The organism is Serratia sp. OS31, assembly GCF_014164835.1.
Classification (GTDB): domain Bacteria; phylum Pseudomonadota; class Gammaproteobacteria; order Enterobacterales; family Enterobacteriaceae; genus Serratia; species Serratia liquefaciens_A.
This window is the reverse complement of sequence record NZ_JACJFQ010000048.1, coordinates 1-25,542: the sequence shown is the minus strand read 5'-3', so window position 1 is coordinate 25,542 and position 25,542 is coordinate 1. Positions and strand designations below refer to the sequence as shown.

The 25,542-nt window shown below is 56.9% G+C and carries 22 protein-coding genes; 9 read left to right on the top strand and 13 right to left on the bottom strand.

Annotated elements, in window-relative coordinates; genetic code table 11:
• Both H5P17_RS24645 and H5P17_RS24640 read left to right on the top strand, forming a co-directional pair.
• Window positions 1-823, top strand: an 823-nt coding sequence (locus H5P17_RS24645; RefSeq protein ID WP_182825675.1) for an autotransporter outer membrane beta-barrel domain-containing protein, incomplete at its 5' end; no start/stop codon positions are given.
• Between the two features lie 455 nt (window positions 824-1,278).
• Window positions 1,279-2,130, top strand: coding sequence for a helix-turn-helix domain-containing protein (locus H5P17_RS24640; protein ID WP_044554851.1), 852 nt, complete (start codon window positions 1,279-1,281; stop codon window positions 2,128-2,130).
• Here the strand turns inward: H5P17_RS24640 and H5P17_RS24635 are convergent.
• The 4 genes from H5P17_RS24635 to H5P17_RS24620 form a co-directional block, all read right to left on the bottom strand.
• Window positions 2,120-3,904: an ATP-binding protein gene (locus tag H5P17_RS24635; RefSeq protein ID WP_182825674.1), complete on the bottom strand. Its 1,785-nt coding sequence runs from the start codon at window positions 3,902-3,904 to the stop codon at window positions 2,120-2,122. The two genes, H5P17_RS24640 and H5P17_RS24635, sit on opposite strands and share 11 nt — an antisense overlap.
• Window positions 3,901-4,395: a molybdopterin-dependent oxidoreductase gene (locus tag H5P17_RS24630; protein ID WP_182825673.1), complete on the bottom strand. Its 495-nt coding sequence runs from the start codon at window positions 4,393-4,395 to the stop codon at window positions 3,901-3,903. Before H5P17_RS24630 ends, H5P17_RS24635 begins: the two co-directional genes overlap by 4 nt.
• A gap of 179 nt (window positions 4,396-4,574) precedes the next feature.
• Complete coding sequence (gorA, locus tag H5P17_RS24625; protein WP_044554848.1) at window positions 4,575-5,927, bottom strand: glutathione-disulfide reductase; 1,353 nt, start codon at window positions 5,925-5,927, stop codon at window positions 4,575-4,577.
• Window positions 5,928-6,056: 129 nt separating this feature from the next.
• Complete coding sequence (locus H5P17_RS24620; RefSeq protein WP_044554847.1) at window positions 6,057-6,899, bottom strand: 23S rRNA (adenine(2030)-N(6))-methyltransferase RlmJ; 843 nt, start codon at window positions 6,897-6,899, stop codon at window positions 6,057-6,059.
• A 135-nt stretch (window positions 6,900-7,034) separates the two neighbouring features.
• Between H5P17_RS24620 and H5P17_RS24615 the strand changes: the two genes are divergently transcribed.
• A complete protein-coding gene (locus H5P17_RS24615) occupies window positions 7,035-7,439 on the top strand; it encodes an ASCH domain-containing protein (protein WP_182825672.1) in 405 nt (134 codons plus the stop codon).
• Here the strand turns inward: H5P17_RS24615 and H5P17_RS24610 are convergent.
• Window positions 7,434-8,345 (bottom strand): LysR family transcriptional regulator, encoded by a 912-nt coding sequence (locus tag H5P17_RS24610; protein WP_370570059.1) that lies wholly within the window; start codon window positions 8,343-8,345, stop codon window positions 7,434-7,436. The genes H5P17_RS24615 and H5P17_RS24610 overlap by 6 nt on opposite strands.
• Window positions 8,346-8,456: 111 nt before the next feature.
• Between H5P17_RS24610 and H5P17_RS24605 the strand changes: the two genes are divergently transcribed.
• From H5P17_RS24605 to H5P17_RS24585, 5 genes are all read left to right on the top strand, one after another.
• Window positions 8,457-9,899, top strand: a complete 1,443-nt coding sequence (locus tag H5P17_RS24605; protein WP_182825671.1) for an amidase — start codon at window positions 8,457-8,459, stop codon at window positions 9,897-9,899.
• Between the two features lie 85 nt (window positions 9,900-9,984).
• Window positions 9,985-10,446 carry an HIT family protein gene (locus tag H5P17_RS24600; protein WP_182825670.1) on the top strand — a complete coding sequence of 154 codons (462 nt, stop codon included), beginning with the start codon at window positions 9,985-9,987 and terminating at the stop codon, window positions 10,444-10,446.
• 120 nt (window positions 10,447-10,566) lie between these two features.
• A complete protein-coding gene (prlC, locus tag H5P17_RS24595; protein ID WP_182825669.1) occupies window positions 10,567-12,345 on the top strand; it encodes an oligopeptidase A in 1,779 nt (592 codons plus the stop codon).
• Between the two features lie 8 nt (window positions 12,346-12,353).
• Window positions 12,354-13,106 (top strand): 16S rRNA (guanine(1516)-N(2))-methyltransferase RsmJ, encoded by a 753-nt coding sequence (rsmJ, locus tag H5P17_RS24590; RefSeq protein ID WP_182825668.1) that lies wholly within the window; start codon window positions 12,354-12,356, stop codon window positions 13,104-13,106.
• Between the two features lie 193 nt (window positions 13,107-13,299).
• Entirely contained in the window at window positions 13,300-15,198 is a 1,899-nt protein-coding gene (locus H5P17_RS24585; RefSeq protein WP_182825667.1) for a bifunctional UDP-sugar hydrolase/5'-nucleotidase, read from the top strand.
• 57 nt (window positions 15,199-15,255) lie between these two features.
• On the opposite strand, the gene H5P17_RS24580 is transcribed toward H5P17_RS24585, so the two are convergent.
• The 8 genes from H5P17_RS24580 to uspA form a co-directional block, all read right to left on the bottom strand.
• Window positions 15,256-15,855 (bottom strand): SIS domain-containing protein, encoded by a 600-nt coding sequence (locus H5P17_RS24580; protein WP_182825666.1) that lies wholly within the window; start codon window positions 15,853-15,855, stop codon window positions 15,256-15,258.
• Entirely contained in the window at window positions 15,855-17,492 is a 1,638-nt protein-coding gene (locus H5P17_RS24575; RefSeq protein WP_182825665.1) for an FGGY-family carbohydrate kinase, read from the bottom strand. The genes H5P17_RS24580 and H5P17_RS24575 overlap by 1 nt, the downstream gene beginning before the upstream one ends.
• 13 nt (window positions 17,493-17,505) lie before the next feature.
• Complete coding sequence (locus H5P17_RS24570; protein ID WP_182825676.1) at window positions 17,506-18,441, bottom strand: ABC transporter permease; 936 nt, start codon at window positions 18,439-18,441, stop codon at window positions 17,506-17,508.
• 19 nt (window positions 18,442-18,460) lie between these two features.
• Window positions 18,461-19,450 (bottom strand): ABC transporter permease, encoded by a 990-nt coding sequence (locus H5P17_RS24565; RefSeq protein WP_046374939.1) that lies wholly within the window; start codon window positions 19,448-19,450, stop codon window positions 18,461-18,463.
• Window positions 19,443-20,942: a sugar ABC transporter ATP-binding protein gene (locus H5P17_RS24560; RefSeq protein WP_182825664.1), complete on the bottom strand. Its 1,500-nt coding sequence runs from the start codon at window positions 20,940-20,942 to the stop codon at window positions 19,443-19,445. The genes H5P17_RS24565 and H5P17_RS24560 overlap by 8 nt, the downstream gene beginning before the upstream one ends.
• A gap of 111 nt (window positions 20,943-21,053) precedes the next feature.
• Window positions 21,054-22,040, bottom strand: coding sequence for an autoinducer 2 ABC transporter substrate-binding protein (locus tag H5P17_RS24555; RefSeq protein WP_182825663.1), 987 nt, complete (start codon window positions 22,038-22,040; stop codon window positions 21,054-21,056).
• Between the two features lie 338 nt (window positions 22,041-22,378).
• On the bottom strand, window positions 22,379-23,722 hold the full coding sequence (gene gdhA / locus H5P17_RS24550) for an NADP-specific glutamate dehydrogenase (RefSeq protein ID WP_182825662.1): 1,344 nt from the start codon (window positions 23,720-23,722) through the stop codon (window positions 22,379-22,381).
• 259 nt (window positions 23,723-23,981) lie between these two features.
• Window positions 23,982-24,428, bottom strand: a complete 447-nt coding sequence (uspA, locus tag H5P17_RS24545) for a universal stress protein UspA (RefSeq protein ID WP_044554836.1) — start codon at window positions 24,426-24,428, stop codon at window positions 23,982-23,984.
• 617 nt (window positions 24,429-25,045) lie between these two features.
• On the opposite strand from uspA, the gene uspB reads away from it, so the two are divergent.
• Window positions 25,046-25,381: a universal stress protein UspB gene (gene uspB, locus H5P17_RS24540; RefSeq protein ID WP_020837437.1), complete on the top strand. Its 336-nt coding sequence runs from the start codon at window positions 25,046-25,048 to the stop codon at window positions 25,379-25,381.
• Window positions 25,382-25,542: the final 161 nt, after the last annotated feature.

Below are 25,542 nucleotides of genomic sequence, written 5' to 3'. Positions count from 1 at the left end.
CGGTGGCGCCTGGGCACAGCTGCTGGGGGCCTGGGACCACGCGTCGGGCGATGCCAACGCCACGGGCTATCAGGCATCGACCTACGGCGTGCTGGTGGGGCTGGACTCGGCACTGGCGAATGAATGGCGGTTAGGGGTCGCGACCGGTTATACCCGCACCTCGCTGGACGGCGGCTATGGCTCGAATGCGGACAGCGACAACTACCATCTGGCGGTGTACGGCGGCAAACAGTTCGGTGAACTGGCGCTGCGTGCCGGTGGGGGTTATACCTGGCACCGCTTCGATACCTCACGTTCGGTTAACTACGGCATGCAGTCGGATCGCGAAACCGCGAAGTACAGCGCGCGTACCGAGCAGGTGTTCGCCGAAGCGGGATACAGCATAAAAGCCGCCTGGGTGAATCTGGAGCCGTTCGCCAACCTGGCGTACATCAACTTCCAGAACAACGGCATCTCGGAAGATGGCGGCGCGGCGGCGCTGCACGGTGACAAGCAACACACCGACGCGACGGTCTCGACGCTGGGGCTGCGTGCAGATACCGAGTGGCAGGCGAGCAAAACCACCGCGGTGGCGCTGCGCAGCGAGCTGGGGTGGCAGCATCAGTACGGCGATCTGGATCGCGGAACCGGGCTGAAGTTCAACGGCGGCAGCTCACCGTTCGTGGTGAACAGCGTGTCGGCGTCGCGTGACGGTGCGGTGCTGAAAGCCAGTGCGGAAGTGGCGGTGAACAAGAACGCCACGCTGTCGCTGGGCTATGGCGGGCTGCTGTCGCAAAACTACCAGGACAACAGCGTCAACGCCGGTTTTACCTGGAAGTTCTGATCTAACGCATTTCACTTTCGGAATTTAAACCTTAGGGTCAGCTTGCTGGCCCTATTTTTTTCGGCCGGTAACAGCTGAACCCGCTTGGGCTGCGGCAAAAATAAGGCAAGAAAAAACCGAGACCCTTGCGGATCTCGGTTCAAATGCGGGTAAAACAGATTAGCGCTACGGCTCAAGTTTCGGTGAGGGTCTGTTGCATACATTCTCTCAGTACGGCAACCGAAAATGAGCTTTCCCTGGTGTTATTGTGATTATTGGTGATGCGATTTCACTATTGTTATATTTTTATTGTGGTGTTGCTGTGTGTCTCTTCTGATACCATGTTTGACTATATAATGTGGTATGTCAAGCAATGTTTAGATAATACATTGTACCATATACCAGTTTTCGATCGCTTTTTTGCACGGCAAGTATGAAAACGACTGAAAAAACAGCAAAAAAAATCGAAGGAAAAAATGGATAACAATCATCAGAAATTCGATTCACAGTCGATTGCAAACCGGGTCAGGGAACTGTTTGTCCATTATGGGATTGGTAAGCGGCAGCATGCCAAGGAGCTCAGCCGTATTCTGGATCTGAGCTTTTCGCATGCGCATCGCAAGCTGAAAGGGCAAAGCCCCTGGACTCTGGAGCAGATTAACGACGTCGCGGCGGCATTAGGGGAAACGCCGGCTGCGATCGTAGATACCGGTGCTGAACATGACGTTTCCGCGCAAACTATTGCACGTGATGCCATCTTTTACGTGGGCGGGGTGGAATTAGCCTGCGTCGGTTATATCGGCCATGAGCTGATTGGCGGGCGTACAGCGGAATATGTCGCATTGCAGCAGGCTGGGCAATGGGGCATTTATCGCGCGGATGATGCGCCGCAGGGGCAACGTTATTGCGTCGAACTGATAGAGGTTCGCCCTGCCGCCGTCGAAGACGAACGTTTGAGCATTGCGGTGCTCGACGATTCGCACCTGGCGGCCGATGAGTTGACCAAATACCTAAACGGGCGCGGTTTCCATGCCGTGGCGTTCTACGACGTCAGCAGCTTTTGTCAGGCACTGCAGCAAAGCCTGTTCGATGGTTACGTGGTCGACTGGTTGATCGGTCAGGAAACGGCAGATCGCTGTATTGAAACCATCCGTGCTTCGGATAACCCGGATGCGCCGGTTTTGGTGCTGACCGGTCAGTTGGGGACCGACCAGCGCGAGTCTGAAATCGCCAGGGCGATGCGTGACTATGATGTGCTGGGCCCTTATGAAAAACCCGTGCGGCTCCACGTCATCGAAGCCGCACTGCTGCGGTGCTTCAACCTTTAGCGGCGAGCCGTGAAGCCAGTGCGGATGACAAGGCGTCCAGCCGAACCGGCTTCATTAAATAGTTGTCGAACAGCGCCCGCTGTTCGACAGACAGTTGCTCAGGGGTGTAGGCGCTGATGCCGATAATCGGGATATGCCGATTGGGCCCACGTTGGTCACGCAGTTTTTTAGCCAGTGCGGCCCCATCGATTCCCGGCATTTGCAGATCCAACAGCAACGCGTCGTAAGGACGCCGCAGCAGTTTTTGCAGCGCTCTTTCAGAAGAGTTGCACAGCTCATGCTGATAGCCGAGCTTGTCCAGCAGCGCCGAGAAGGCGTCACTCACCGATTTATTGTCATCGACGACCAAAATATGCTGCTGCTTCTGCGGCAAACCATGCGGGTGGAGCGGCATTTCGCCCAACTCCTCCTCGTTGCTGACTTCGACCGGAATGCTGACGATAAAGGTGCTGCCTTTTTTGAGCTCGCTGTAGACGGTAATGGTGCCGTTGAGCAGCGTCACCAGCCCGTGCACAATCGCCAACCCCATGCCGACGCCGCCATATTGCCGGGTATGCGACTGATCAAGCTGGGTGAAAGGCCGGAATATCTGATCCAGCATTCCTTTTTCAATGCCAATACCGGTATCGGTAACCTCAATAATCAGCGAACTGCCTGTCGCCTGGCTGCGCAAGCAGCTGTGCAGGGTGATGGTCCCGCTTTCGGTGTATTTGAACGCATTGGTCAGCAGGTTGACGATAATTTGGCGGATGCGCAGCGGATCGGAATGTATCTGCAGGTGGCCGCATTCCACTTCACACAGCAAAGTGACCCGATCTTTCTGGCGCAGCGTTTTGATTTCATTCGCCGTTTCCTCGACCAGCTGCTGGGCGTCGAAGGGGGCGATGCGCAGTTCCATCATACCGCTGTCGAGATGGGCATAATCGGTCAGGTCTTTCATCTGACTTTCAATTTGCTGTGCGGCGGTTTCCAGCCGTTGGAAAGTGTCCGCGTGCTCGGCCGACACCTGGGTATTCACCAGCACATCAATGGCGGACATGATGCTCTGTAGCGAAGTGCGTAGCTCGTGGCCGATAGCGCCCAGAAAGGCATTTTTGGTGCGGGTGGCTTTTTCCGCCTCAATGGCCTTGGCCTGTTGCCGGATGGTCAGGCGCTGCTGACGCAGCACAATCAGCGTGATGGCGATCAGTGCGATCACTGAAAACATCACGATCACCAGACCATAGAAAATGATGTGGCGTTTCTCGATATAGTCTTCGTAGGCGGCGGTGCGCTGCTTCACTTCGGCATGATCGGTCAGGTTGGCCATTTCAATCGCATAGGGCTTGATTTGCTTCATCGCCTGCGAAATCAGAGAGAAATCAATTTTCGGGTCGTTCAGCAAACGATCAATCTGATCCATTTTCTCGCGCATGTGTGTGACCACTTCGGGATAACCCGGTTCGGCATACAGCGGCTGGGTGGATTCGGAGACCGTTTCCAGCACGTAAAAACGCGAATAAAGGATTTCAAACCTGAGCCGAAGATCTTCGCTATCCACCTGTGGCGCGTTTTTCAGCTGTTCGACCAGCGTGTCAAACTCGGCCAGCTTGATCGAGAATTTGGCGATCGACCAGGAGTAGTTTTCCTGCGTGCCGGCGATAGCATACAACCCTTTTTTCGACAGGGTCGCGCTGTAGTAATACAGCGTCACCGTAGAGGCAACCAGAAACAGTGCGGCAAAGATAGCCGGGATCGCCAGCCTGCTGCCGCTTTTAAACCCTGTGAGCTTCATTTAATTACGATCCTGTCCACTTGCCAGATGAAGCGCGAGTTGTAGAGCGGCGAATTTAACTCAGGCCCGGCGGCATCCCTCGGGTAAACCAAAAACAGCGGGCCGAAGTTTCTGATCTTCAGCATGACGCCGTCCATTTTGTAAGCCAAAATCATGTTGTATTTTTCGACATCGGACAGCGGCACGTCGATGTAATAATCGTTCAGCGCATAAAATGTCAGCGTGCTGCCTTTGGCGCCGACTCGCGCCAAAATGTCCGCCACGCCAATCCCTTCGAACTTTCTTTGTGGCGTCCACGAGGTAGAGGTGGTGATGCTGCGCACCGGCATGGCCAACAGTTGTTTATCGGTAAACAGATAGCTTTTCTTTACCGGGTCGGTGGTGTTTTCGATGTTTCCCGCGACTTCCAGGGTAAAACTTAGCGCGCTGGATTGAAGAATTGCCAGCGCAAAAAATGCCCACAGGGTGTTTTTAAACAGATTGAACAGCATCAATGTTCTCCAGAGTCGCGGATGCTTGCATGAGCCTTGCCTATATATCAGGCAAAATAATGGCAGAAAATAGCGGGTGGTGTCGAAGTAAAGGGTAAAGAGGACGAAAATAAAAGGCCAGGGGGTTAACCTGGCCTGAGACTGCTGACAAACATATAATGTTTGGCGGGTGCCCGCGCTTAGCGCATGGTCACAAACTCTTCTGCGGCGGTCGGGTGGATCGCCACGGTGTTGTCAAAGTCTTTCTTGGTCGCGCCCATTTTAATGGCTACGGCAAAGCCCTGCAGGATCTCGTCCATGCCGAAACCGATGCCGTGCAGGCCGACAATCTTCTCTTCTTTGCCCACGCAGACCAGCTTCATGCGGCACGGTTGGCGGTGCTGCGTCACGGCGCTGTACATGGCGGTGAAGGAAGATTTGTACACTTTCACGTTGTCTGCACCGAATTTCTCAATCGCTTCCGGTTCGGTCAGGCCAATGGTGCCGATCGGCGGGTGGCTGAACACCACGGTGGCGATGTTGCTGTAATCCAGGTGCTCTTCCGGTTTGTTGTTGAACAGGCGTTCGGACAGGCGACGGCCTGCGGCAACGGCGACCGGGGTCAGTTCGACGGCGCCGGTGTTGTCGCCCACCGCATAAATCCCTTTTACGTTGGTATTTTGGTATTTATCGACGTCGATATAGCCTTTTTCGTTGGTTTTCACCCCGGTAGCGGCCAGGTTCAGGTTATCGGTCGCCGGTTCGCGGCCAATCGCCCACACCAGGCTGTCGACGGTGAATTCCTTGCCGTTTTCCAACTGCAACGTCAGGCTGCCGTCGGCGTTTTTGACGATGGCTTTTGGCACGGATTCCGTGTGCAGGCTTGGCCCTTCGGTGTTCATCACTTCCACCAGGGTCTCGACAACCATAGGGTCGAAAGTCCGCAGTGGAGCGTGTTTACGTACGAACAGGTGCGTTTCGGCCCCGAGCGCGTTCAGCACGCCGGCGATTTCTACCGCGATATAGCCAGCACCCACCACCGCAACGCGTTTTGGCATGGCGTCCAGATCGAAGAAACCGTCTGAATCGATGCCGTATTCTGCACCCGGAATGTCAGGGTGGCTTGGACGGCCGCCGGTGGCGATCAGGATATGGTCGGCGGTGATTTTTTCACCGTTCACTTCCACCGTGTGGGCGTCGATAAAGCGTGCGAAGCCTTTGATTACGTCGACTTTGTTTTTACCCAGCACGTTGTCGTAGGAATTATGGATGCGGTCGATATAAGCGGTGCGGTTGGCGACCAGTTTCTTCCAGTCAAACGCGTTGACGGTGGTATCGAAACCGTAATCCGGGCCGTACAGGTGGATGGCCTCGGCGATTTGCGCCGCATGCCACATAACTTTTTTCGGTACACAACCCACGTTTACGCAGGTGCCGCCCAGTTCTTTGGCTTCAATCAGTGCGCATTTCTGGCCGTACATGGCTGCCCGGTTGATCGATGCGATGCCGCCGCTGCCGCCGCCAATTGCTAGATAATCGTAATGTTTGGTCATCTGGGATTTCCATGAATTGTGTGAATCGAAGAGCGTAAGAGTTTAACGCCTGATGCAGGTTTGTCGCAAAGATTGCGTCGATGGCTGTGATAGGTGGGGTAAAGGCGCGGCAGGCCGCGCCCCGGAAGCTTATTCCGGCACCACCCAGTTCACCAAATGGTGACCGTTGCCTGACGGCACCAGGGTTTTGTGCAGCCACGGCAGCACGTTGTTCATCTGCTGTTCCAGTTTCCACGGCGGGTTAATCACAATCATGCCGGAGGCCGTCATGCCGCGCTGGTCGCTGTCGGGTCTTACCGCCAGTTCGATCTGCAGAATATTGCGGATGCCGGTGGCTTCCAGATCTTTCAGCATGCGCTTGATTTGCTGGCGCATCACCACCGGGTACCACAGCGCGTAGGTGCCGGTGGCAAAGCGCTTGTAGCCTTCCTGCAGGCCTTTTACCACGTCCTGGTAATCGGTTTTCATTTCGTAAGGCGGGTCCATCAGGATCAGCCCGCGGCGCGACAGCGGCGGCAGTTGGGATTTCAACTGCTGGTAGCCATCGGCGCGTTGCACCTTGGCACGCTCGTCCTTCTGGAACTCACTGCGCAGCAACGGGAAGTCGCTCGGGTGCAGTTCGGTCAGGTGGATTTTATCCTGCGGACGCAGCAGTTGACGGGCAATCAGTGGCGAACCTGGGTAGTAACGCAACCTTTCGGTGCGGTTAAAGTTGTGCACTACGCTCATGTAGGCTGCCAGCTCTTGCGGCAGGTCATCACGTTGCCACAGCAGACCGATGCCTTCCAGGTATTCCCCGGTGCGCTCGGCGTGTTCACCGCTCAGCTGATAGCGTCCTGCGCCGGAGTGGGTATCCAGGTACAGGAACGGCTTCTCTTTTTCTTTCAGCGATTCGATGATCAGGCTTTGAACGGTGTGCTTAAGCACGTCGGCGTGGTTGCCGGCGTGGAAACTGTGGCGGTAACTTAACATGGCTTGTGGTAATTCCTTGTGCCCCCGACGGAGCCTGCTGAACAGAATAAAGGCTTATATTCTGCACAGTATAAACTGTCTGGACGGGAAAAAGTGAAATGCGTGACCTCAGACCTTCTATCAAGGAGCAGAACAATGACTAAAGCGGCCATTTTGGCTAAATATCCCGGTGTGTCTCGTTGGCCATTCGGCGACAGCCCGGCGCTGGCAGACGAGCTGCTGCAACGGGTGCTCGAGGGGCAGAAAACCGCCACCTGCTGTTCTTATCTTTCTTATCAGCAAGAGCAAGAACCCAGGGTTGGGGATTACAACGTCGTGCTTGACGGTCGCGGCGAACCGGCCTGCGTCATCAGGATCCTGTCATTGAGGCTGACTCGCTATTGCGACGTTACGGCCGAGATGGCGGCACAGGAAGGTGAGGGGGATAAAAGCCTGGCGTTCTGGCGGCAGGGGCACCAGGATTTTTTTACGCGTGAAGGCACTTTTTCGCCCCAAATGTGGCTGGTTTTTCAACAGTTTGAGCTGGTTGAGGTTTTATAGTGGCGTCGCCGAGCCCTCCAGGGCGTCAACCACTTGCTCACGCAGCCAGCTGTGGGCCGGATCGCGGTGCGAGCGTTCATGCCATACCATCACCATGTCATAACCGGGGATTTCTAACGGCGCCGGCCAGGTGCGGAGGTCGCCCAGCAGTTCGCCCAGCATGCGCGAAGGTAGCATCGCGACCATATCGGACCTTGCCAGCAGCGCGGGGATGAACAGGAAGTGCGGCAGCGACATCACGACGCGTCGCGCTAATCCCTGCGCTTCCAACAGCGTGTCTATCAGGGTGCGAAAACCGCCGCCGTCTTGCGAAACCATCACGAACTCCAACTGACAAAACTGCTCCAGCGAAGGGGGGCTTTGCAACAACGGATGGTCACGACGGCCTACCAGCAGGTACTGCTCGCGAAACAACTGTCGATGGCGCAGCTCGGCGGGGGCTTCTTCCCGGGACAAAAAACCGAGGTCGATCACGCCGTCTGCCAGATCGCGGCTCATGTGTTTCGGCGATGCCTCGCGGATCGCCAGGCGGGATTGGGGCGCCGCCTGCCGCAGTTTGGGCAGCATCGGCAGCAGAATGGCATATTCGGCGGCGGCGGCCAGCTGCCAGGTCATTTCGGCCAGCAGCGGATCAAACGGGCGTTCCGGCGCCACCAGGCGGCCGAGGTCGGCCAGCGTCTGGCGCAGCGGCGTCAACAGGCCGAGTGCGCGCGCCGTGGGCAGCATACCCCGTGGGCCGGGCAGCAGCAGGGGATCGTGGTAAATCTCGCGCAGCTTGGCCAGTTGAATGCTGACCGACGGTTGGCTGAGATTGAGGCGTGCCGCCGCCCGCGTCACGTTGCGTTCGCTGAGCAGCGCTTCCAGCGTGACCAGCAAGTTGAGATCGACCCGCTTTAAATTGTTGATAACTATTCCTCGTATTAAACCTATCAATTTCAACTATAACGCCAATCCTCCTACCGTGGAACGGACGTCGGAAAACCCGGCGAAACCGCAACGGATGATAAGGAAAAAACCATGAAACTGAGCGAATACGTCAGCTACGATGCGCTGGGATTGGCCGAACTGGTTCAGGGGGGTGAGGTCAGTGCACAAGAGCTGCAGCAGACGGCGAGGGCTGCGGTTGATGCGGTAAACCCGGCGATCAACGCGGTGGTGGAGCATTGGCCACAACCTCAGTGGGAGAGGAGCGGCCCACTGTCAGGCGTTCCCTTTCTGATCAAGGATATCGCCATCAGCATGGCCGGCAAGCGTCTTGAATTGGGGAGCCGGTTGGCGCAGGGGCATATTGCCGCGGAAGACAGCTATCTGATGAGTAATATCCATCGCGCAGGGCTGGTGACCTTTGGCCGAACCACCACGCCGGAGATGGCGTTCAGCACCACCACCGAAGCGGTGTTGTACGGTGCTACACGCAATCCCTGGAACCCTGATTTCAGCGCTGGAGGTTCCAGCGGCGGAGTCGGTGCGGCGGTTGCTGCCGGGGTCGTGCCTATGGCACATGCCACTGATGCCGCCGGTTCTATTCGCGTGCCTGCGTCGTCGAATGGGCTGTTCGGCCTTAAACCGACGCGCGGTCGGGTATCACATGGCCCGGCGATGGATGAAGTGTTCAACGGTTTTGGCGTTCAGTTGGGGCTGAGTCGCACGGTACGCGACAGCGCCGCGTTACTGGATGCGCTACAACACCCCCATCCCGGTGAACCTTATTACACGGCACCGCAGGCAGATAGCTGGCTGTCGCAGGTCACCCGAGACCCTGGTCGGTTGCGTATCGGCATAATGACCCAGGCCTGGAATGGCGGGAAAACCGATCCGCAAATTACCCAGGCCACCAACGACACCGCAGTGCTGCTGAGCGAACTGGGCCATCAGGTCACCGAGGCGGAGATGCCGATCGGCGTCAGCTGGCAGGAACTGGTGTTCGCCAATGCGCAGATCTGGTGCGCCAATCTGGTCGGTTGGGTCGAGGGGCTGAGCCAAACCACCGGACGAGCGATTTCAACCGAGATGCTGGAGCCGGAAACCTTGGCCTGTTACCGCTACGGATTGACCGCCAGGGCGGTGGATATGGTCGCGGCGCTTGAAGTACGCAACCGGGTGACCCGTGCCGTGGGTGCCTATTTCCAGCAGTATGATCTGTTGTTGACCCCGACCATGCCTGACTTGCCCTGGCGGATCGGTCGTTACGGCGCAGGAACGGCGGATATGAGTGGCCTGGAGTGGACCGCGCACTTGTTCGACCATTCGCCGTTCACTCCAGTGTTTAACGTAGCCGGCGTGCCGGCGATGTCAGTACCGCTGGCGCATGATGCGCAACACAATCTGCCGATAGGCATGCAATTCGTCGCCGGTTTTGGCCGTGAAGATCAGCTGCTGCAATTGGCAGGGCAACTGGAGCGGGCAGCGCCCTGGCATCAACGGCGCCCGACTATTTGGGCAGGAAATGCGGGGGAATAGCAGTCAAAAGGTAAAATATCCGCTATGTTGCTGAAAGGCTTTTTACGGCGGGCTTTTGGCTCGCCGTGGCATTCAGGAGGGGACGATGAGCTGCATCTTTTGCGAAATGGTGGCGAGCAGAGTGCCGTGCCATAAAATTTGGGAGGACGAGAGTCATATGGCGTTCCTTTCCATCTATCCGAATACCGAGGGGTTCAGCGTAGTGATCCCCAAGGCGCACTACGAGAGCTACGCCTTTGCGTTGCCGGACAAGGTGCTCAGCGAGCTGATGTTGGCGACCAAGCGGGTGGCGCAGTTGCTCGATCGGGCGTTTGACGACGTGGGACGCTGCGGCATGGTGTTCGAAGGTTTTGGCGTCGACCATGTGCATGCCAAGCTGATCCCGATGCACGGTACCGCTGCGCTGGAGCAGTGGCAGCCTATCGAATCGACCTCGGCGAAATTCTTCGACCGCTATGAAGGCTACCTTTCGTCCCACGACGCGGCGCGCGCCGACGACCAGCATCTGGCCGCGCTGGCCGCGAAAATCCGCCAGAGTGCCGTTTAAGGCACTATCTATCAACGTCGGGCCATTGATTTTCCTGCTGCTTGGCTCCATGTTAGATATTCATACGCATTTTAAGGCCTGCCCGTCGTGGCGGGCCCCAACGCTAATCAGGACTGCCCTATGACAAATCCGTTGCTGACCCCGTTTTCCCTGCCGCCGTTTTCCGCCATTCGTCCAGAAGATATCGTGCCCGCGGTGCAATCCGCCCTGGATGACTGCCGCGCTACGGTAGAGCGCGTTGTCGCGCAGCCGGGGCCATTTACCTGGGATAATCTGTGTCAGCCACTGGCGGAGTCTGACGATCGCCTGTCGCGCATCTGGTCGCCGGTGGGGCACCTGAACTCGGTGAAAAACAGCCCGGAACTGCGCGCCGCCTATGAGCAGGCGCTGCCGTTGCTGTCCGAGTACGGCACCTGGGTAGGGCAACACGAAGGGCTATACCAGGCTTACCGTAGCCTGAAAGAAGGCGAAGCCTTCAATCAACTGACAGTGCCGCAGCGCAAGTCGGTAGAAAACGCGCTGCGTGATTTCGAACTGTCGGGTATTGGCCTGTCGCCGGAAAAACAGCGTCGCTACGGCGAGATCGTGGCACGCCTGTCCGAGCTGGGTTCTACGTACAGTAACAACGTGCTCGACGCCACCATGGGCTGGAGCAAATTGATCACCGATCAAGCCGAACTGAGCGGCCTGCCGGAAAGCGCGCTGGCTCAGGCTCAGGCGATGGCGCAGGCCAAAGAGCAGGAAGGCTGGTTGCTGACGCTGGATATGCCAAGCTATCTGCCGGTGCTGACCTACGGCGATAACCGTGCGCTGCGTGAAGAGATGTATCGCGCTTTTGCCACCCGCGCCTCCGATCAGGGGCCGAATGCCGGCAAATGGGACAACAGTGAAGTGATGGCGGAAACGCTGGCGCTGCGCCACGAACTGGCCCAGTTGCTGGGCTTTGACAGCTATGCCGACAAGTCACTGGCGACCAAAATGGCGGAAAACCCAGAGCAGGTATTGGGTTTCCTGAGCGATCTGGCCAAACGCGCCCGTCCACAGGCCGAGCAGGAACTGGCGCAGCTGCGTGCCTTCGCCAAACAGCATTACGGTGTGGATGAGCTGGAAGCCTGGGACATTACCTATTACGGCGAAAAGCAGAAACAGCATCTGTTCTCGATCAGCGACGAGCAGCTGCGCCCTTATTTCCCGGAACAGCGCGTAGTGGAAGGGCTGTTCGAAGTGGTCAAACGCATTTACGGCATCACCGCCAAAGAACGCAAAGATGTGGATACCTGGCATCCAGAGGTGCGTTTCTTCGATCTGTTCGATGCTAACGGTGAGCTGCGCGGCAGCTTCTACCTCGATCTGTATGCCCGTGAAAACAAACGTGGCGGCGCCTGGATGGACGACTGCGTCGGCAGCCTGCGCAAGGCTAATGGCGAGTTGCAAAAACCGGTTGCCTATCTGACCTGTAACTTCAATCGCCCGCTGGGCGACAAGCCGGCGCTGTTCATCCTGCGCCAGTTGGAGTTTGGCCTGTTCGACTTCCGCATGCACGCCGAATACAGCCCAGAGAAAGGTGCGCAGATCCTGCCAACGCTGGCAGAAGTGAAAAAGAGTGTGGCGGTCGTGCCTTCACCAAGCTGGGGCCGTTTCCCGCATGCGTTCAGCCATATCTTTGCCGGCGGTTACGCGGCGGGTTACTACAGCTATCTGTGGGCAGAAGTGCTGTCGGCCGATGCCTATTCGCGCTTTGAAGAAGAGGGGATTTTCAACGCCGAAACCGGCAAATCCTTCCTCGACAACATTCTGTCGCGTGGTGGTTCCGAAGAGCCGATGGAACTGTTCAAACGCTTCCGTGGCCGTGAGCCGCAGCTGGATGCTATGCTGCGCCATTACGGCATTAAAGGATAACCCCACCGGTGAGCGTGTGTTTATTGTGTGAAGAAGGCGCCGATCCCGGCGCCTTGTCTATTCTGGCGGAACGCTGGCAGTTGGTTTCGGACGACGACGCGACGCTGGCGCTGGTACTGACGCCGGAACGTCTGGAGTTGCGTAAGCGTGACGAACCCAAGCTGGGGGCGATCTACGTCGATTTCATCTCCGGCACTATGGCGCATCGGCGCCGCTTCGGCGGCGGGCGTGGCGAAGCGGTGGCGAAGGCGGTCGGCATCAAGGGCAGCTATCGGCCAAACGTGGTGGATGCCACGGCCGGGCTGGGGCGCGATGCCTTTGTGCTGGCATCGCTGGGCTGCCGAGTGCGGATGCTGGAGCGTAATCCGGTGGTGGCCGCCTTGTTGGACGATGGGCTGCAACGCGGTTATCAGGATGGGGAAATCGGTCCGTGGCTGCGCGAGCGCATGACTCTGCTGCATGCTTCCAGCCTGACGGCGTTAGCCGAGCTCGACTCGCCACCCGAGGTGGTGTACCTGGATCCCATGTACCCCCACAAGCAGAAAAGCGCGCTGGTGAAGAAAGAGATGCGGGTGTTCCAGTCGCTGGTGGGCAGCGACGACGACGCCGATGGTCTGCTGGAGCCGGCACGCCGTCTGGCGACCAAACGCGTGGTGGTCAAGCGGCCGGATTACGCTCCGCCATTGGCTAACGTGCCTGCGCATGCGGCCTCGACCACCAAGAGTCACCGTTTCGATATATATATGCCCTATCCTCGTTAATTTGGGCGCAGCATGCTGCGCCCCTACAAGCCGCCTTAATACAACGCCAATGATTAGGGCATAGAGGGCGAAATAGGGAGGTATTCATTGATCCACCTCCCAATTTTATTTTTTACCTTGCAAAGATACTGGCAAGCTTGTGTTCCAGATCGCATGATTCCCGTTCGTTCCCCCTTCCTATAATTAGATGATAATGAAGAAGACACTCCTTGCTGTTTTGCTTTGCCTGGGTACCTCTGCAATGGCTTCTGAACCAGTCAATATCACCATCCTCGGCACGTCCGATCTGCACGGCACCTTTGTGCCCTGGGATTATTCGACCGACACCGAAAACCTGGCCGGCAGCCTGAGCCAAATCGCCACCCAGGTGCAACAGGTTCGTGCGAAGCAGCCGAACGTGATCCTGGTCGATGCCGGTGACACCATTCAGGGCAACTTTGTCGAGACTTTTAAAAACGACAAAACCAGCCCGATGATCCTCGGGTTTAACGCGCTGGACTATGACGTCTGGGTGATGGGCAATCATGAATTCGATTTCGGCCTCAAACCGCTTTCCACCTCGCTGAACCAGTTCAAGGGCACGGCATTGGCCGGCAATATTCTGTGGGAGAGCGGCAAACCTTACCTGCCGGCGTATAAAATCATTGAACGCCAGGGCGTGAAAATCGGCATTATCGGCATGGATACGCCGATGACCGCAGAGTTCGCCAAAGGCACCGACCGGGTGAAAGGGTTGAACTTTACCGATCCGGTGCAGGCGGTGAAGCAGGTCATTCAGCAAATTCAGGGTGAAGTGGACGCGATTGTGCTGGTGGCGCACATGGGCATCGACAACGAGAACCAGCGCCCAGGCACCGGCGTTGGCGATATCGCCCGCGCGAACCCGGAACTGGCGGCGATCGTCGCCGGGCATATGCACGTCAAAGTCGATAAAGAAGTGATTAACGGCGTGATCGTCACCGAACCGGACAAATATGGCCGTGCGCTTTCGCGCATCGATTTGCAGTTTGAGCAGCACAACGGCAAGTACGTGCTGATCAACAAAGACAGCTATACCTATCCGATCAAAGGCATCGCGTCGGATAAAAAGCTGGAAGAGATTTATCAGCCTTACCACAAGATTTTGCGCGCCAATGCCAACCGGCCTATTGCCCAGCTCAGCGGCCAGGATCTGGTGCCGCCGGATGCCGTGAAGGGGATCCCGCAGGTGCACGTGCAGGACACCGGCATCAGCAAGCTGTATCAGGAAGCCAGCCGTTACTATGCGCCGCAGGCGCAGGTGATCGCGCTGCAGATTGATAATGACCGGCCAAAATTAAACGTCGGCACCATCACGGCCAAAGATATCGCCTTCAATTACCAATATGCCGGCGGTGAGATCACGGTTTATCAGCTCAGCGGCAAAGAATTGAAGAAGTACATGGAATGGTCGGCGGGCTACTTCAATCAGCTGCAGGACGGCGATGTCACCTACAGCTTCAACCCGCAGCGCCGCGCGTCCAAGTATTCCACCAATGATTTCTTCGATGGCGTGACCTATAAAATCGACCTGCGCCAACCGGTCGGGCAGCGCATCCGCGATCTGCGCATGGCCGACGGCACGCCGGTGACTGACAGCACGCCGATCCGTCTGGGCATGAACAGCTATCGCATGGGGCACCTGACGCAAAAAGGCGGCGCGCTGGAGGGCATGCAGTTCCCGGTACTGTCGGACAGCAAGGCTGAATATGGCGAAGAGGCCGGAACCATCCGCAACCTGACTATCCGTTATCTGACCGAAGTGAAAAAAGGCCAGTATCAGGGACAGGCGGTGCAGCGCTGGCAGTTGGTCGGGCTGGAAGGTTACGAACGTGAGCGTAAAATCGTCGAAAAACTGCTGAACGACGGCAAAATCAGCGTACCCACCAGTGAAGATGGGCGGTACGGCAATGTCGCGTCGTTCAACGTGAAGTCATTGCTGATTAGCGAGCCGAAAGTGCGCCAGCAGCAACAGGCGGCATTGAAGGCAGAAATGGCCGCCGCCAGCGATCCGGTGGTGAAAAAACGCCTGAGCGATCGGTTAGTGATTCTCGAGGCGATTAACAAAGCCTGATAGTAATAATAGGGCCCGGCATGCGCATGCCGGGCCCTTGTTAACCGCTGCGGGGGGTTAATCCCCCAGCAGTAAACGCTTGCCGACATCGCCCCCCGGGTGTACCGCCAGCAGCGTTTCTTTGTTATAGCCACTGCGCTCCATCAGACAGGCACAGGCCGCGTCAAAAATCGCCAATACCAACACGATTGACGTGGTTGCCAGCATATTCAGTGGATCTATCTCATTTTCCACACCGGTGCGGATCACTAACTGCGCCGCTTTGGCGATCGCCGAATCCGGATTTTCCGTTACGCCGATCAGCGGCACATTCTTGGCCTGCAGCGTTGGCAGCAGGCGGGTCAATTCGTCGGAATTTCCACCGCGTGAAATCAGGATCATCAGGTCATCGCTGCGCAAAAAGCCCAGATCGCCATGCGCTGCATCGGTGGCGTTCAGGTAGATAGCCGGGCGCTCTACGCAGGCCAGCATATGGGCTATCTTGCGTGCCGCGATACCGGAAGTTCCTACGCCGGTGACCACGATTTTCCCCCGGCACTCGGCCAATGCCGTCAGCAGCCGTTGCCAGTTTTGCGCGTCGATGCGCTGGCTCAGCTGCGCCAGCTCCCGGCTGTAGATTGCCCAGGCTTCAGCGGCCCGCTGCCATTCCTGCTGCATCAGGCCTCCTCCTGCATCAGTTGGCGGTATTTCATGTGGTCGTTATACAGCTCATGGAACACGCGGTATTTACGGTCGTAATAGCGTTTGATTTTGTTGGTCTGTGGCGTCACGGTTTTACCGATACGACTCATGGCGCTCATGGCTTCCGGCAGCGTGTCGAATACCCCGGCCGCCACCGTGCCCATCATCGCTCCCCCCAACAGCATCGCCTCGCTCTCTTCCGGCAACAGCATGGCGCAGCCGGTGGCATTGGCATGTTCCTGCACGAAAATCGGGTTTTTGGTGCCGCCGCCGCTGGCCATGATGGTATCGATGCTGTAGCCACTTTGGTTCATGGTTTCAATAATATGACGGGTACCCAGCGCGATCGCCTGGATGGTCGCCAGATAATGCAAGGCCATGTCTTCCGGGGTACGCGACAGCTTCAGCCCGGTCAGGGTACCGGTCAGCGTCGGGTTGGCACGTGGTGAACGGTTGCCGTGGAAATACGGCAGCATATGAATATCCTGAGTCAGGAAGGCAATCTCCTCCGGCTCACCGGCCATACGGCGCAGCAGGGCATTCAGCACTTCATAAATCGTCTGCCCCTGGGTTTTTGCCTGCGCCAGCAGCTCCGGATAGCAAGGGTGCGATTGGATCACGTGGTCAATCAGCGCACCGGTGGCGGACTGGCCGCCCTCGTTCAGCCAGTATTCCGGCAGGATCGCCGAGTAATACGGCCCCCATACGCCGCCGATAAAACGGGCGGTACGGGACATCGCCATATGGCCGGTGGAGGTACCGCCAATCAGCGCAACGCGGCGGTTAAAGTCTGCCACTTCACCGGAAACCCCGGTAGCGCCGAGCGTGCCGAGCATCCCGGCGTGGGCGTCGATGATCGAGACGCTGACCGCCGTGCCGGCAATCAGGCCCATTTCACTGGCGGCACGCTGGGTGAGGCCGTGGCCGAGCGGTTCGCCCATCATTTTGACGTCGCTGCCGATCTTGGCGGCATCGTGCTCCAGCACGTCTTCCAATCCAATCTGTTTGAAATAGCTTTTGTCCCAGCGCTGTTCATGGCCGAGATAGGTCCATTTGCACACCGTCGAACACAGTGAGCGGGTCGCGTCCTGGGTGGCCCGCCAGGTGAGGAAGTCCGGCAGGTCAAACAGGTAACCGGCATTGGCCCAGGTGGTCGGCATATGCTGCTTCAGCCACAGCATTTTAGGGGTCTGCATTTCCGGCGAAATGATGCCGCCGACGAAATCCAGCACCCGATGTTTGGTGGCGTTGATGCGTTCGGCCTGGGTGATGGCGCGGTGATCCATCCACACGATGATGTTCTGCTCGGTACGGCCGGACGGGCTGACGGTCAGCGGTTGGCCCTCTTTGTCCAGTACCACCAGAGAACAGGTGGCGTCAAAACCCAGTCCTTTAACCTGAATCGGGTTGATGTCGGCCTGGTTGACCGCATCGCGCACCGCGTTGCACACCGCCTGCCAGATATTGTCCGAAGACTGTTCAACGAAGTCCGCCTTCGGGCGATACAGGTCGATGGTTCGGCTGGCCTGCCCGACCATGTGGCCGTTGAGATCGAATACCCCTGCGCGCGCACTTCCGGTGCCTACATCTACGCCAATAAAATAGCTCGCCATTGTTTTTCTCCAGTCAGGCTTTTCGATTCTGTAATGCGATAAACAGGATCAGCACACCGCCCCACAGGGCCATGGTCAGATAACTGCTGACGCCCAGCAGGTTGAGGCCGCTTTCCAGCATTTGCAGCACAATCAGCGCCAGCACCAGACCCAGCACCCGGCCAAACCCACCGTCCGGGTTAATGCCGCCCAGCACCGAGGCCAAAATGGTCACCAGCAGATAGGATTCACCGTAACCGGCCTTGGCCGAGTTGAATTTGGCCATCATCAGCAGCGCCGCACCCCAGCCGAGCAGGGCGGACAGAATATAGACCGCAATCTGTACCCGGGCGGTGTTTACGCCGCTAAAACGGGTGGCTTGCTCGTTGGAGCCAATCAGATACAGGCTGCGCCCGAGCGTGGTGTGCTCCAGCAATAGCCACAGGCCAACAGATACCAGCAGGAACAGCAGCAGCGCCACCGGTATGCCGAGCAGGCTGCCGTTGCCGAGATACTGAATCGCCGCCGGGAAGCCGGAGATCACCGCGCCGTTGGACAGCAGAATATTCAGGCCGGTGATCAGCGTCATGGTGCCGAGCGAAGCGAGGATGGGCGAAACGCCGATCCAGGCGACCAGCATGCCGTTAAGTGCGCCAATGGCGACGGCGACCAGCAGCCCGGCCAGCAGTGCCAGCGCCAGAAACAGCGGCTGGTCCGGATGGCTGACTATAATGGCCGCCATCACCAGCGAGCAGGCATTGGCACCGGCGATAATCGACAGATTGATGCCGCCGGTCAGCATGGTAATGCCCATACCGAGCGCCAGCATGCCGAGGATAGGCAGCTGCGAGGCGATTGACTGGAAATTGCCAAGGCTGAAGAAGCGCGATCCGAGCAGCCCGGCGAACAGCAGCGCCACGGCGATAATGATCGCGCTCTGCAGGCGGATGATCCGATCGTTGGGGATCAGACGGGTTAACTAGATCATGTCATAGCTCCTTGGCCAGCTTGCGTTTTTCATTCCAGGCGGTGCTGCTGATGCTGATCAAAATGATCGCGCCGCTGAACACCTGGTGCCAATAGGCCGACACGCTGAGCAGCGTCAGGCCGTTTTGCAGGAAGGCCAACAGCACCACGCCCAGCAGCGTGCCGGTCAGGGAGCCGCGCCCACCGGTCATGCTGGTGCCGCCCAGCACTACCGCCGCCAGCACCGTTAGCTCAAAACCGAGCAGGGAGTTGGGGGCTACCGATTGGGTTATCTGCGCCTGTACTACCGCGGCGATACCCGCCAGAATGCCCATGTAGCCGTAAACGTAGAAGTGCAGCCGCAGCAGGTTCAGCCCCAGGCGCGACGCCGCATCGCGGTTGCCGCCCATGGCGAAAATTTGGCGGCCGAGGCGGGTAAAGTTCATCAGCACGCCGGTGACGATAATCACCGCCAGCAGGCACAGCAGCGGCAGCGTCAGGCCGTAGTCATAACCGTCGGCCCCCTGGAATGAGAACCAGCTGATGCCATCCATAAACCAGTCGGGGAAACCGTACAGCCAGGTGCCGTTGGTGGCGTAAACCAGTAAGCCGTAGAACAGGTTCAGCGTGGCGATGGTGATGATGATCGCCGGCACCTTCAGCCAGTAGACCAGAAAACCGTTCACCAGCCCGAGCAGCAGGCCGACGCCCATTGCCAGTGCGAACGCCAGTGGGAAGCCGCCGCCGTGTTGAATGACCCAACTGGCCATCACGTACTGCGCGATGGCGGTGATTGCCGGGAATGAAATGTCGATGCCGCCGGCAATCAGCACCACGAACAGGCCGCAGGCGAGAATGCCGAGAATGGCGTAGCTGGTGGCGACGTCGGTCAGGTTACCCAGCGTCAGAAACTCGCTGGTGCTGACGCTCAGCCCTATTGCCAGCAACAACACCAGCAGGCCCAGGTAAAACTCGTGCCGGCCGGCCAGGCGGGCCAATAATGACTTATCCATTCACCACCTCGGCGATCTGTTGTTCGGTGCTGTGGTGCGGCGAAAACTCGGCGATCAGCTCGCCCTTGCGCATCACCATCACCCGATGGCTGTTGTAATAGGCTTCCGGGATCTCGTCGCAGATCATCAGCACCGCCATGCCGAGCGCGGCCAGATCTTTGGCGATCTGGTAGATCCCCTCTTTGTTGGCGATATCCACCCCGACGGTGGGCGAGTCAAGGATCAGGATCTTCGGCTGCGTTGCCACCCACTTGGCGATGGCGATACGTTGCGCATTGCCGCCCGACAGGGTTTTTACCGGCAGCGCGCTGTCGGAAACCTTGATGTTCAGATCGCGAATCAGCCGGTTAACCAGCTCGGTCGCTTTGGCATGGTCCAGCAGCCCGAGCGGGGTGTGCAGTTGATCAAAGACCGTGACGATGGTGTTGTCGTAGATCGACTGCTCCATGATCAGCCCTTGCGTAAGACGATCCTCCGACACATAGCCGATACCCTGGCGTACCGCTTCACGGTTGTTGTGCAGTTGGACCGGTTGGCCGTCGATGCGAATTTCTCCGCTGTCAGGACGCGTCATGCCGAACAGGCTAAGGCACAGCTCGGTACGGCCCGCGCCGAGCAGCCCGACGATCGAGACGATCTCGCCACCGTGCAGTGACAGGTTGATATCCTGGTATTTTCCGCGTCGGCTGAGGTTGCGAACCTCAAGCAGCGGTGCGCTGTCGGTTGACGCCAGCGCCGGCAGCTGGCTGTAATGGAAGCGTTGGCCGGTCATCAGGAACGCCAGTTCATGACTGTCCAACTGGCTGGCCGGATAAGTGCCGACCAGCTTGCCGTCGCGCATCACGCTGATGCGGTCGGCGACCTCCATCACTTCATCCAGCCGGTGGCTGACAAACACCACGCAAATGCCCGCCGCTTTCAGTTCGTTGACCACCCGCAGCAGGCCGTCGACCTCTTGCCGCGTCAGCGAAGCGGTTGGCTCATCCATGATCACTAGCCGTGCTTCGGCGGCAATGGCGCGGCATATGGCCACCAGTTGGCGATCGGCAATCGACAGTTTTTCAACTTTCTTGTCGGGATCGATATGCACGCCGACGCGCGCCATGGCATCCAGCGCCGTTTGGCGCATCACCTGCTTGCGCACCCAGAAATGGCCGCCGGGCAGGTAGCGGTGAATGGCAATATTTTCCGCTACGGTCAGGTTGGGGAATAACGACAGATCCTGATAAATCACCTGAATACCGTAATAGCCGGACAGTTGCGGCGTCAGGGAATGAAAAAGTTTACCTTCCAGCGAAATATTGGCGCCTTTTTCCGGCTGATAAACGCCGGAAATAATTTTAATGATGGTGCTTTTGCCGCAGCCATTTTGCCCGGCCAGGCAGTGCACTTCGCCAATATTTAGCGTCAGGTTGATCTGGTCCAAGGCCAGCACGCCTGGAAATCGCTTACTGATATTTTCCAGGGTGATAAATGCGGTGGATGTGGTCATAGCGTTAACCTGTGCAGGTTTTTATTATGGTCGTGACTGAAACTCGGGGCGCATATATTGCGCCCTTCGTTGTTTCATGACTTTCCCGGTGTGGCGTAATATTACTGAAAATTAAAATCCTAGCGATTTGGCATTATCTTTAGTGACTTCAAGAATTTTATTAAACCGAATCACTTTTTTATCCATGTCGACGTCGGCTTTACCCAAGCCTTCGATCGACAAATCTTTGGTCACTTCTTTGCCTTGCAACAGCTGATCGGCCACCGTCACCAGGGCATAACCGGCGTCCTTCGGATCCCACAGCAGGGCTTTCTTGATGTCGCCTCGCACCAGGTAAGGCGCGGCCTGCGCCGGCATGGCAATACCGACTACGGCGATCTTGTCCTTGGCGCGTTTCTTGGCGACCGCCTGACCGGCACCGATCGGGCCGAGGGAGCCGAAGCCGATAATGCCTTTCATCTGCGGGTAGGTTTTCATCAAATCCAGCGTGGTGGCGTAGGATTTATCGATGCTTTCCGCCACCGGCAGGCGCGAAGTGACTTCGAACATGTCCGGATATTTGGATTTCTGGTACTTGATGGCGGAATCCGCCCAGGCGTTGTGCAACGGCACGGTCAGCGAGCCGACATAAATGGCATAGCCGCCTTTGCCGCCCATGTCTTTCGCCAGCTCATCGACGTTGGCCTGCGCATATTTCTCGCTGTCGATGGTTTCAATGTCCCACTGGCCAATCTGCTGGTCCGGGGATTCATGAGTCAGCACCACGATGCCTTTCTCGCGCGCCTTTTTCAGCACTGGCTCCAGCACTTTGGCGTCGTTAGGCACCACGATGATGGCGTTGACGTTCTTGGCGATCAGGTCTTCAATCACTTTCACCTGTGCGGCCGGGTCTGGGGTGGACGGCCCGGTCTGGTAGGCATTGACGTCGAGCTTTTTGGCCGCGTCGTTAACGCCGACTTCCATACGGTTGAACCAGGGAATGCCGGTCACTTTGGCAACCACGGCAATCTCGTACTTTTCAGCAGCAAAGGCAGGTGTTGTCGATAACATGCACGCAGAAACCACACATGCATTTAATAATGCGAGGTTAAATTTCATTCGCTGTACCTTTTTTATCTGTAGGGGTGGCTGTTTTTCCACCTGAGCAGATTACAAAGGAATGGAAGAGGGAGCGTAACGAGAGTTGGGGAATTGTGATCTGTGCACGTTGAAGTAAAATTATGACGTTTTTAGTGTTAATTAAATGTTGAATAATTCAGTGGTGGTAATTTTACCACGAAAAATCATCATAAAATTAACAATAAAAACCATAATTATTTACATGTTTAAAACAAATTAGACGGAGCAATCGGGTTTTACAGGGGCAAAAATGCCGGACTGAGCGCCGGCATTGAAGCATTTTAGCAATGTGTGAACAAGATCACCTTATGAACCTGTTACAACACGCCCTGCGCCAGCATGGCGTCGGCTACCTTGACGAATCCGGCGATATTGGCGCCGTGTACGTAGTGGGTTTGCTTACCCTCGCCGCCGTATTCCACGCAGGCGTGATGGATATCCGCCATGATATGTTGTAAACGTACATCCACTTTCTCGGCGCGCCAACCGATGCGCGCGGCGTTCTGCGCCATCTCCAGCCCGGAAGTGGCAACCCCACCGGCGTTGGCCGCCTTGCCCGGCGCAAACAGCACCCCAGCGTCCAGGAATGCATCGGTCGCCTGAATGGTGGTCGGCATATTTGCGCCTTCAGCCACAGCTTTGACCCCGTTGCGGATCAGCGTCTGTGCCGCGGCCAAATCCAGCTCGTTTTGGGTGGCGCACGGCAGAGCGATATCCACCGGCACGTTCCACGGCTGCTGGCCGGCCAGATAGGTCAGGCCGCGTTCGCGGGCATAATCTTCCACCCGACCATAGCGCTGATTCTTGATCTCCACCAAATGGGCCAGTTTTTCGGTGGTGAAACCGGCTTCATCGACCAGGGTGCCGCCGGAGTCTGATACGGTGATCACGCGCGCATCCAGCTCCAGCGCCTTTTCAATGGTGTATTGCGCCACGTTACCTGAACCGGATACCGCAACCCGCATGCCTTCAAAACCCAGCCCGTGACGTTGCAGCATGGCGTCGGTGAAATAGACCAGCCCATAGCCGGTGGCCTCTGGACGGGTCAGGCTGCCGCCGAATGACAGCCCCTTGCCGGTAAACACGCAGGCGGTGTTGTTGGACAGTTTCTTCATCATGCCGCTCATAAAGCCGACTTCACGACCGCCAACGCCGATATCGCCGGCGGGCACGTCGGTATCCGGCCCGAGGTGACGGTACAGCTCGGTCATCAGCGCCTGGCAGAAACGCATGATCTCCGCCTGACTTTTCCCTTTTGGATCAAAGTCAGAACCGCCTTTTCCGCCGCCCATCGGCAGGGTGGTCAGCGCGTTTTTAAACGTCTGTTCGAAGCCGAGGAACTTCAGAATCGACAAATTGACCGACGGATGAAAGCGCATGCCGCCTTTATAAGGCCCGATGGCGGAGTTGAACTGCACGCGCCAGGCGCGGTTAACCTGCACCTGGCCGCGATCGTCCACCCAACTGACGCGGAACTGGATGGTACGCTCGGGCTCTACCAAACGCTCCAGCAGCGCATATTCGCGATAGCGCGGATTACGCTCGATAAAAGGCCACAGCGAAGTGAAGACTTCCCTGACCGCCTGTAAAAATTCCGGCTGATGGGGATTATGTTGTTGTAGCGAGGACAAGAAAGACTCTACCGATAAGGCATTTTCCATGGATAACTCCTTTATACCCGTCGCCTTTCAAGCTGTAGCGCTGTTGCCCGGCTACAGCCCGAAATTCATAGGGTAATACTGTTAATTTCCCCCATTATTTTTATAAATATGGGTATGGATAAAACCTGGGGGAGGATGTTGTGTCTTTAGCGACTATATCACTGGAGGGCGGTTGATTATCAAGCGATTAATTAGGTTGGCGCCATGAAAAACGCCCGCAATCGCGGGCGTTGGGGCAAGGCTGTTTACCGGCGCCGACTTAATCTTCGGCTTTTTCTTCTTCGTCACGCAGCGGCACAATCAGCATGTCGATGTGCACGGTGTTGATCAACTGGCGTGCGGAGGACATCAGCTTGCTCCAGAAATCCTGATGGTGGCCGCACAGGACCAGGTCCATATCGTATTTCTTGATGGCATCAACCAATACCTGCGCCAAATCGCCGCTGCCGCTCAGGGTTTCGGTGATTGGATAGCCGGCATTTTGCGACAGTTCGGTCAATGCGTGGTGAGTTTCTTCGGAAATGCGTTTTTGCATATCGCCGAGATTAACGTCGATCAGGCCGGTATACAGGTCGGAATAGTTAACATCTACGTGGATCAGGGAAACTTTGGCGTTGTAAGGACGCGCCATAGATACGGCTTTCTCCACCAGGATTTTACTTTCCGGGGACAGGTCTACCGCAATCAGAATGTGTTTGTAAGCCATGAGAATACTCCTTCCATATAATGCCGATTAAAAGGTTAGCAGGCATTTAGCGTACCAGCCTGGCGCTTCAGGTTTACCTGCATTTTATCATTCAGATAACGCAATGATATGTTGGGGCGATCACAATGCACCGCATCAAAAAACTCTCTTTATCTCTCTACCGTCAGTTTTACACCCGCTGGGCAGAAAAGCCTATCGCCCATGATGCGGTTGCTGGGTTGACCGATTGAAATATAAGCGTTCTTAAACAGAGTATAGCCCCAAATGCCCTCAGGGGCAGTGGAAAAGACCGGCGGCGTCTGGCGGGGCGGTTATCAGTTATAACCAATAGGTGGATGACAAATGGGTGGGTTGCGGTAAATTTTATCTACTGCTCAGGCCAGTTTGCGTTTCATTAACCTACAATAATGACTATAGGCCTTATCATTTCTCCTCTGAATCAAACCTACGCGTGCGCATCGGCATGGCGATAGGCTGTCTCCAGAGGCGGTGGGTTATGCGCGGCCTGTACGGTGTAAAGGGGATCGGAGCGGTAGGCTCCAGCAGTAATGGGTATAGAGGTAGGGCAGTTGGACCCGGCGGAGCGCCGCGGATAACAACGCCTTGAGGAGGCAATCATGATCAGTACCGTCGCGCTGTTTTGGGCTCTGTGTGTGGTGTGTGTGTTAAACATGGTGCGGTATTACTCTTCTCTGCGCGCGCTGTTGGTGGTTCTGCGCGGCTGTGACCCGCTGCTGTATCAATATGTCGACGGCGGTGGTTTCTTTACCGCTCATGGCCAGCCGAGCAAGCAGATACGGCTGGTACGCTATATCTTCTCGCAGCGTTATGTCGAGCATCATGATCCGGAGTTTATCCGCCGCTGTGAGCGAGTGCGCGGGCAGTTTATGCTGACCTCAGCCTTGTGCGGACTGGTGGTTATCAGCCTGGTTGCGCTGATGATTTGGTATTGAATCCGACCGGTTCTGTCTGCAACAGACAAAGAAAAAGGCGGCCACCAGGGCTAATGCCGGTCACTTAAGGTGACCGGCATTGTTTTTTATAGGATATTTTCGTTTCAATGATTTCAGTTCCCGGGGATACCTGCGCTCCCTTCGACCTGGTAGCACCAAAC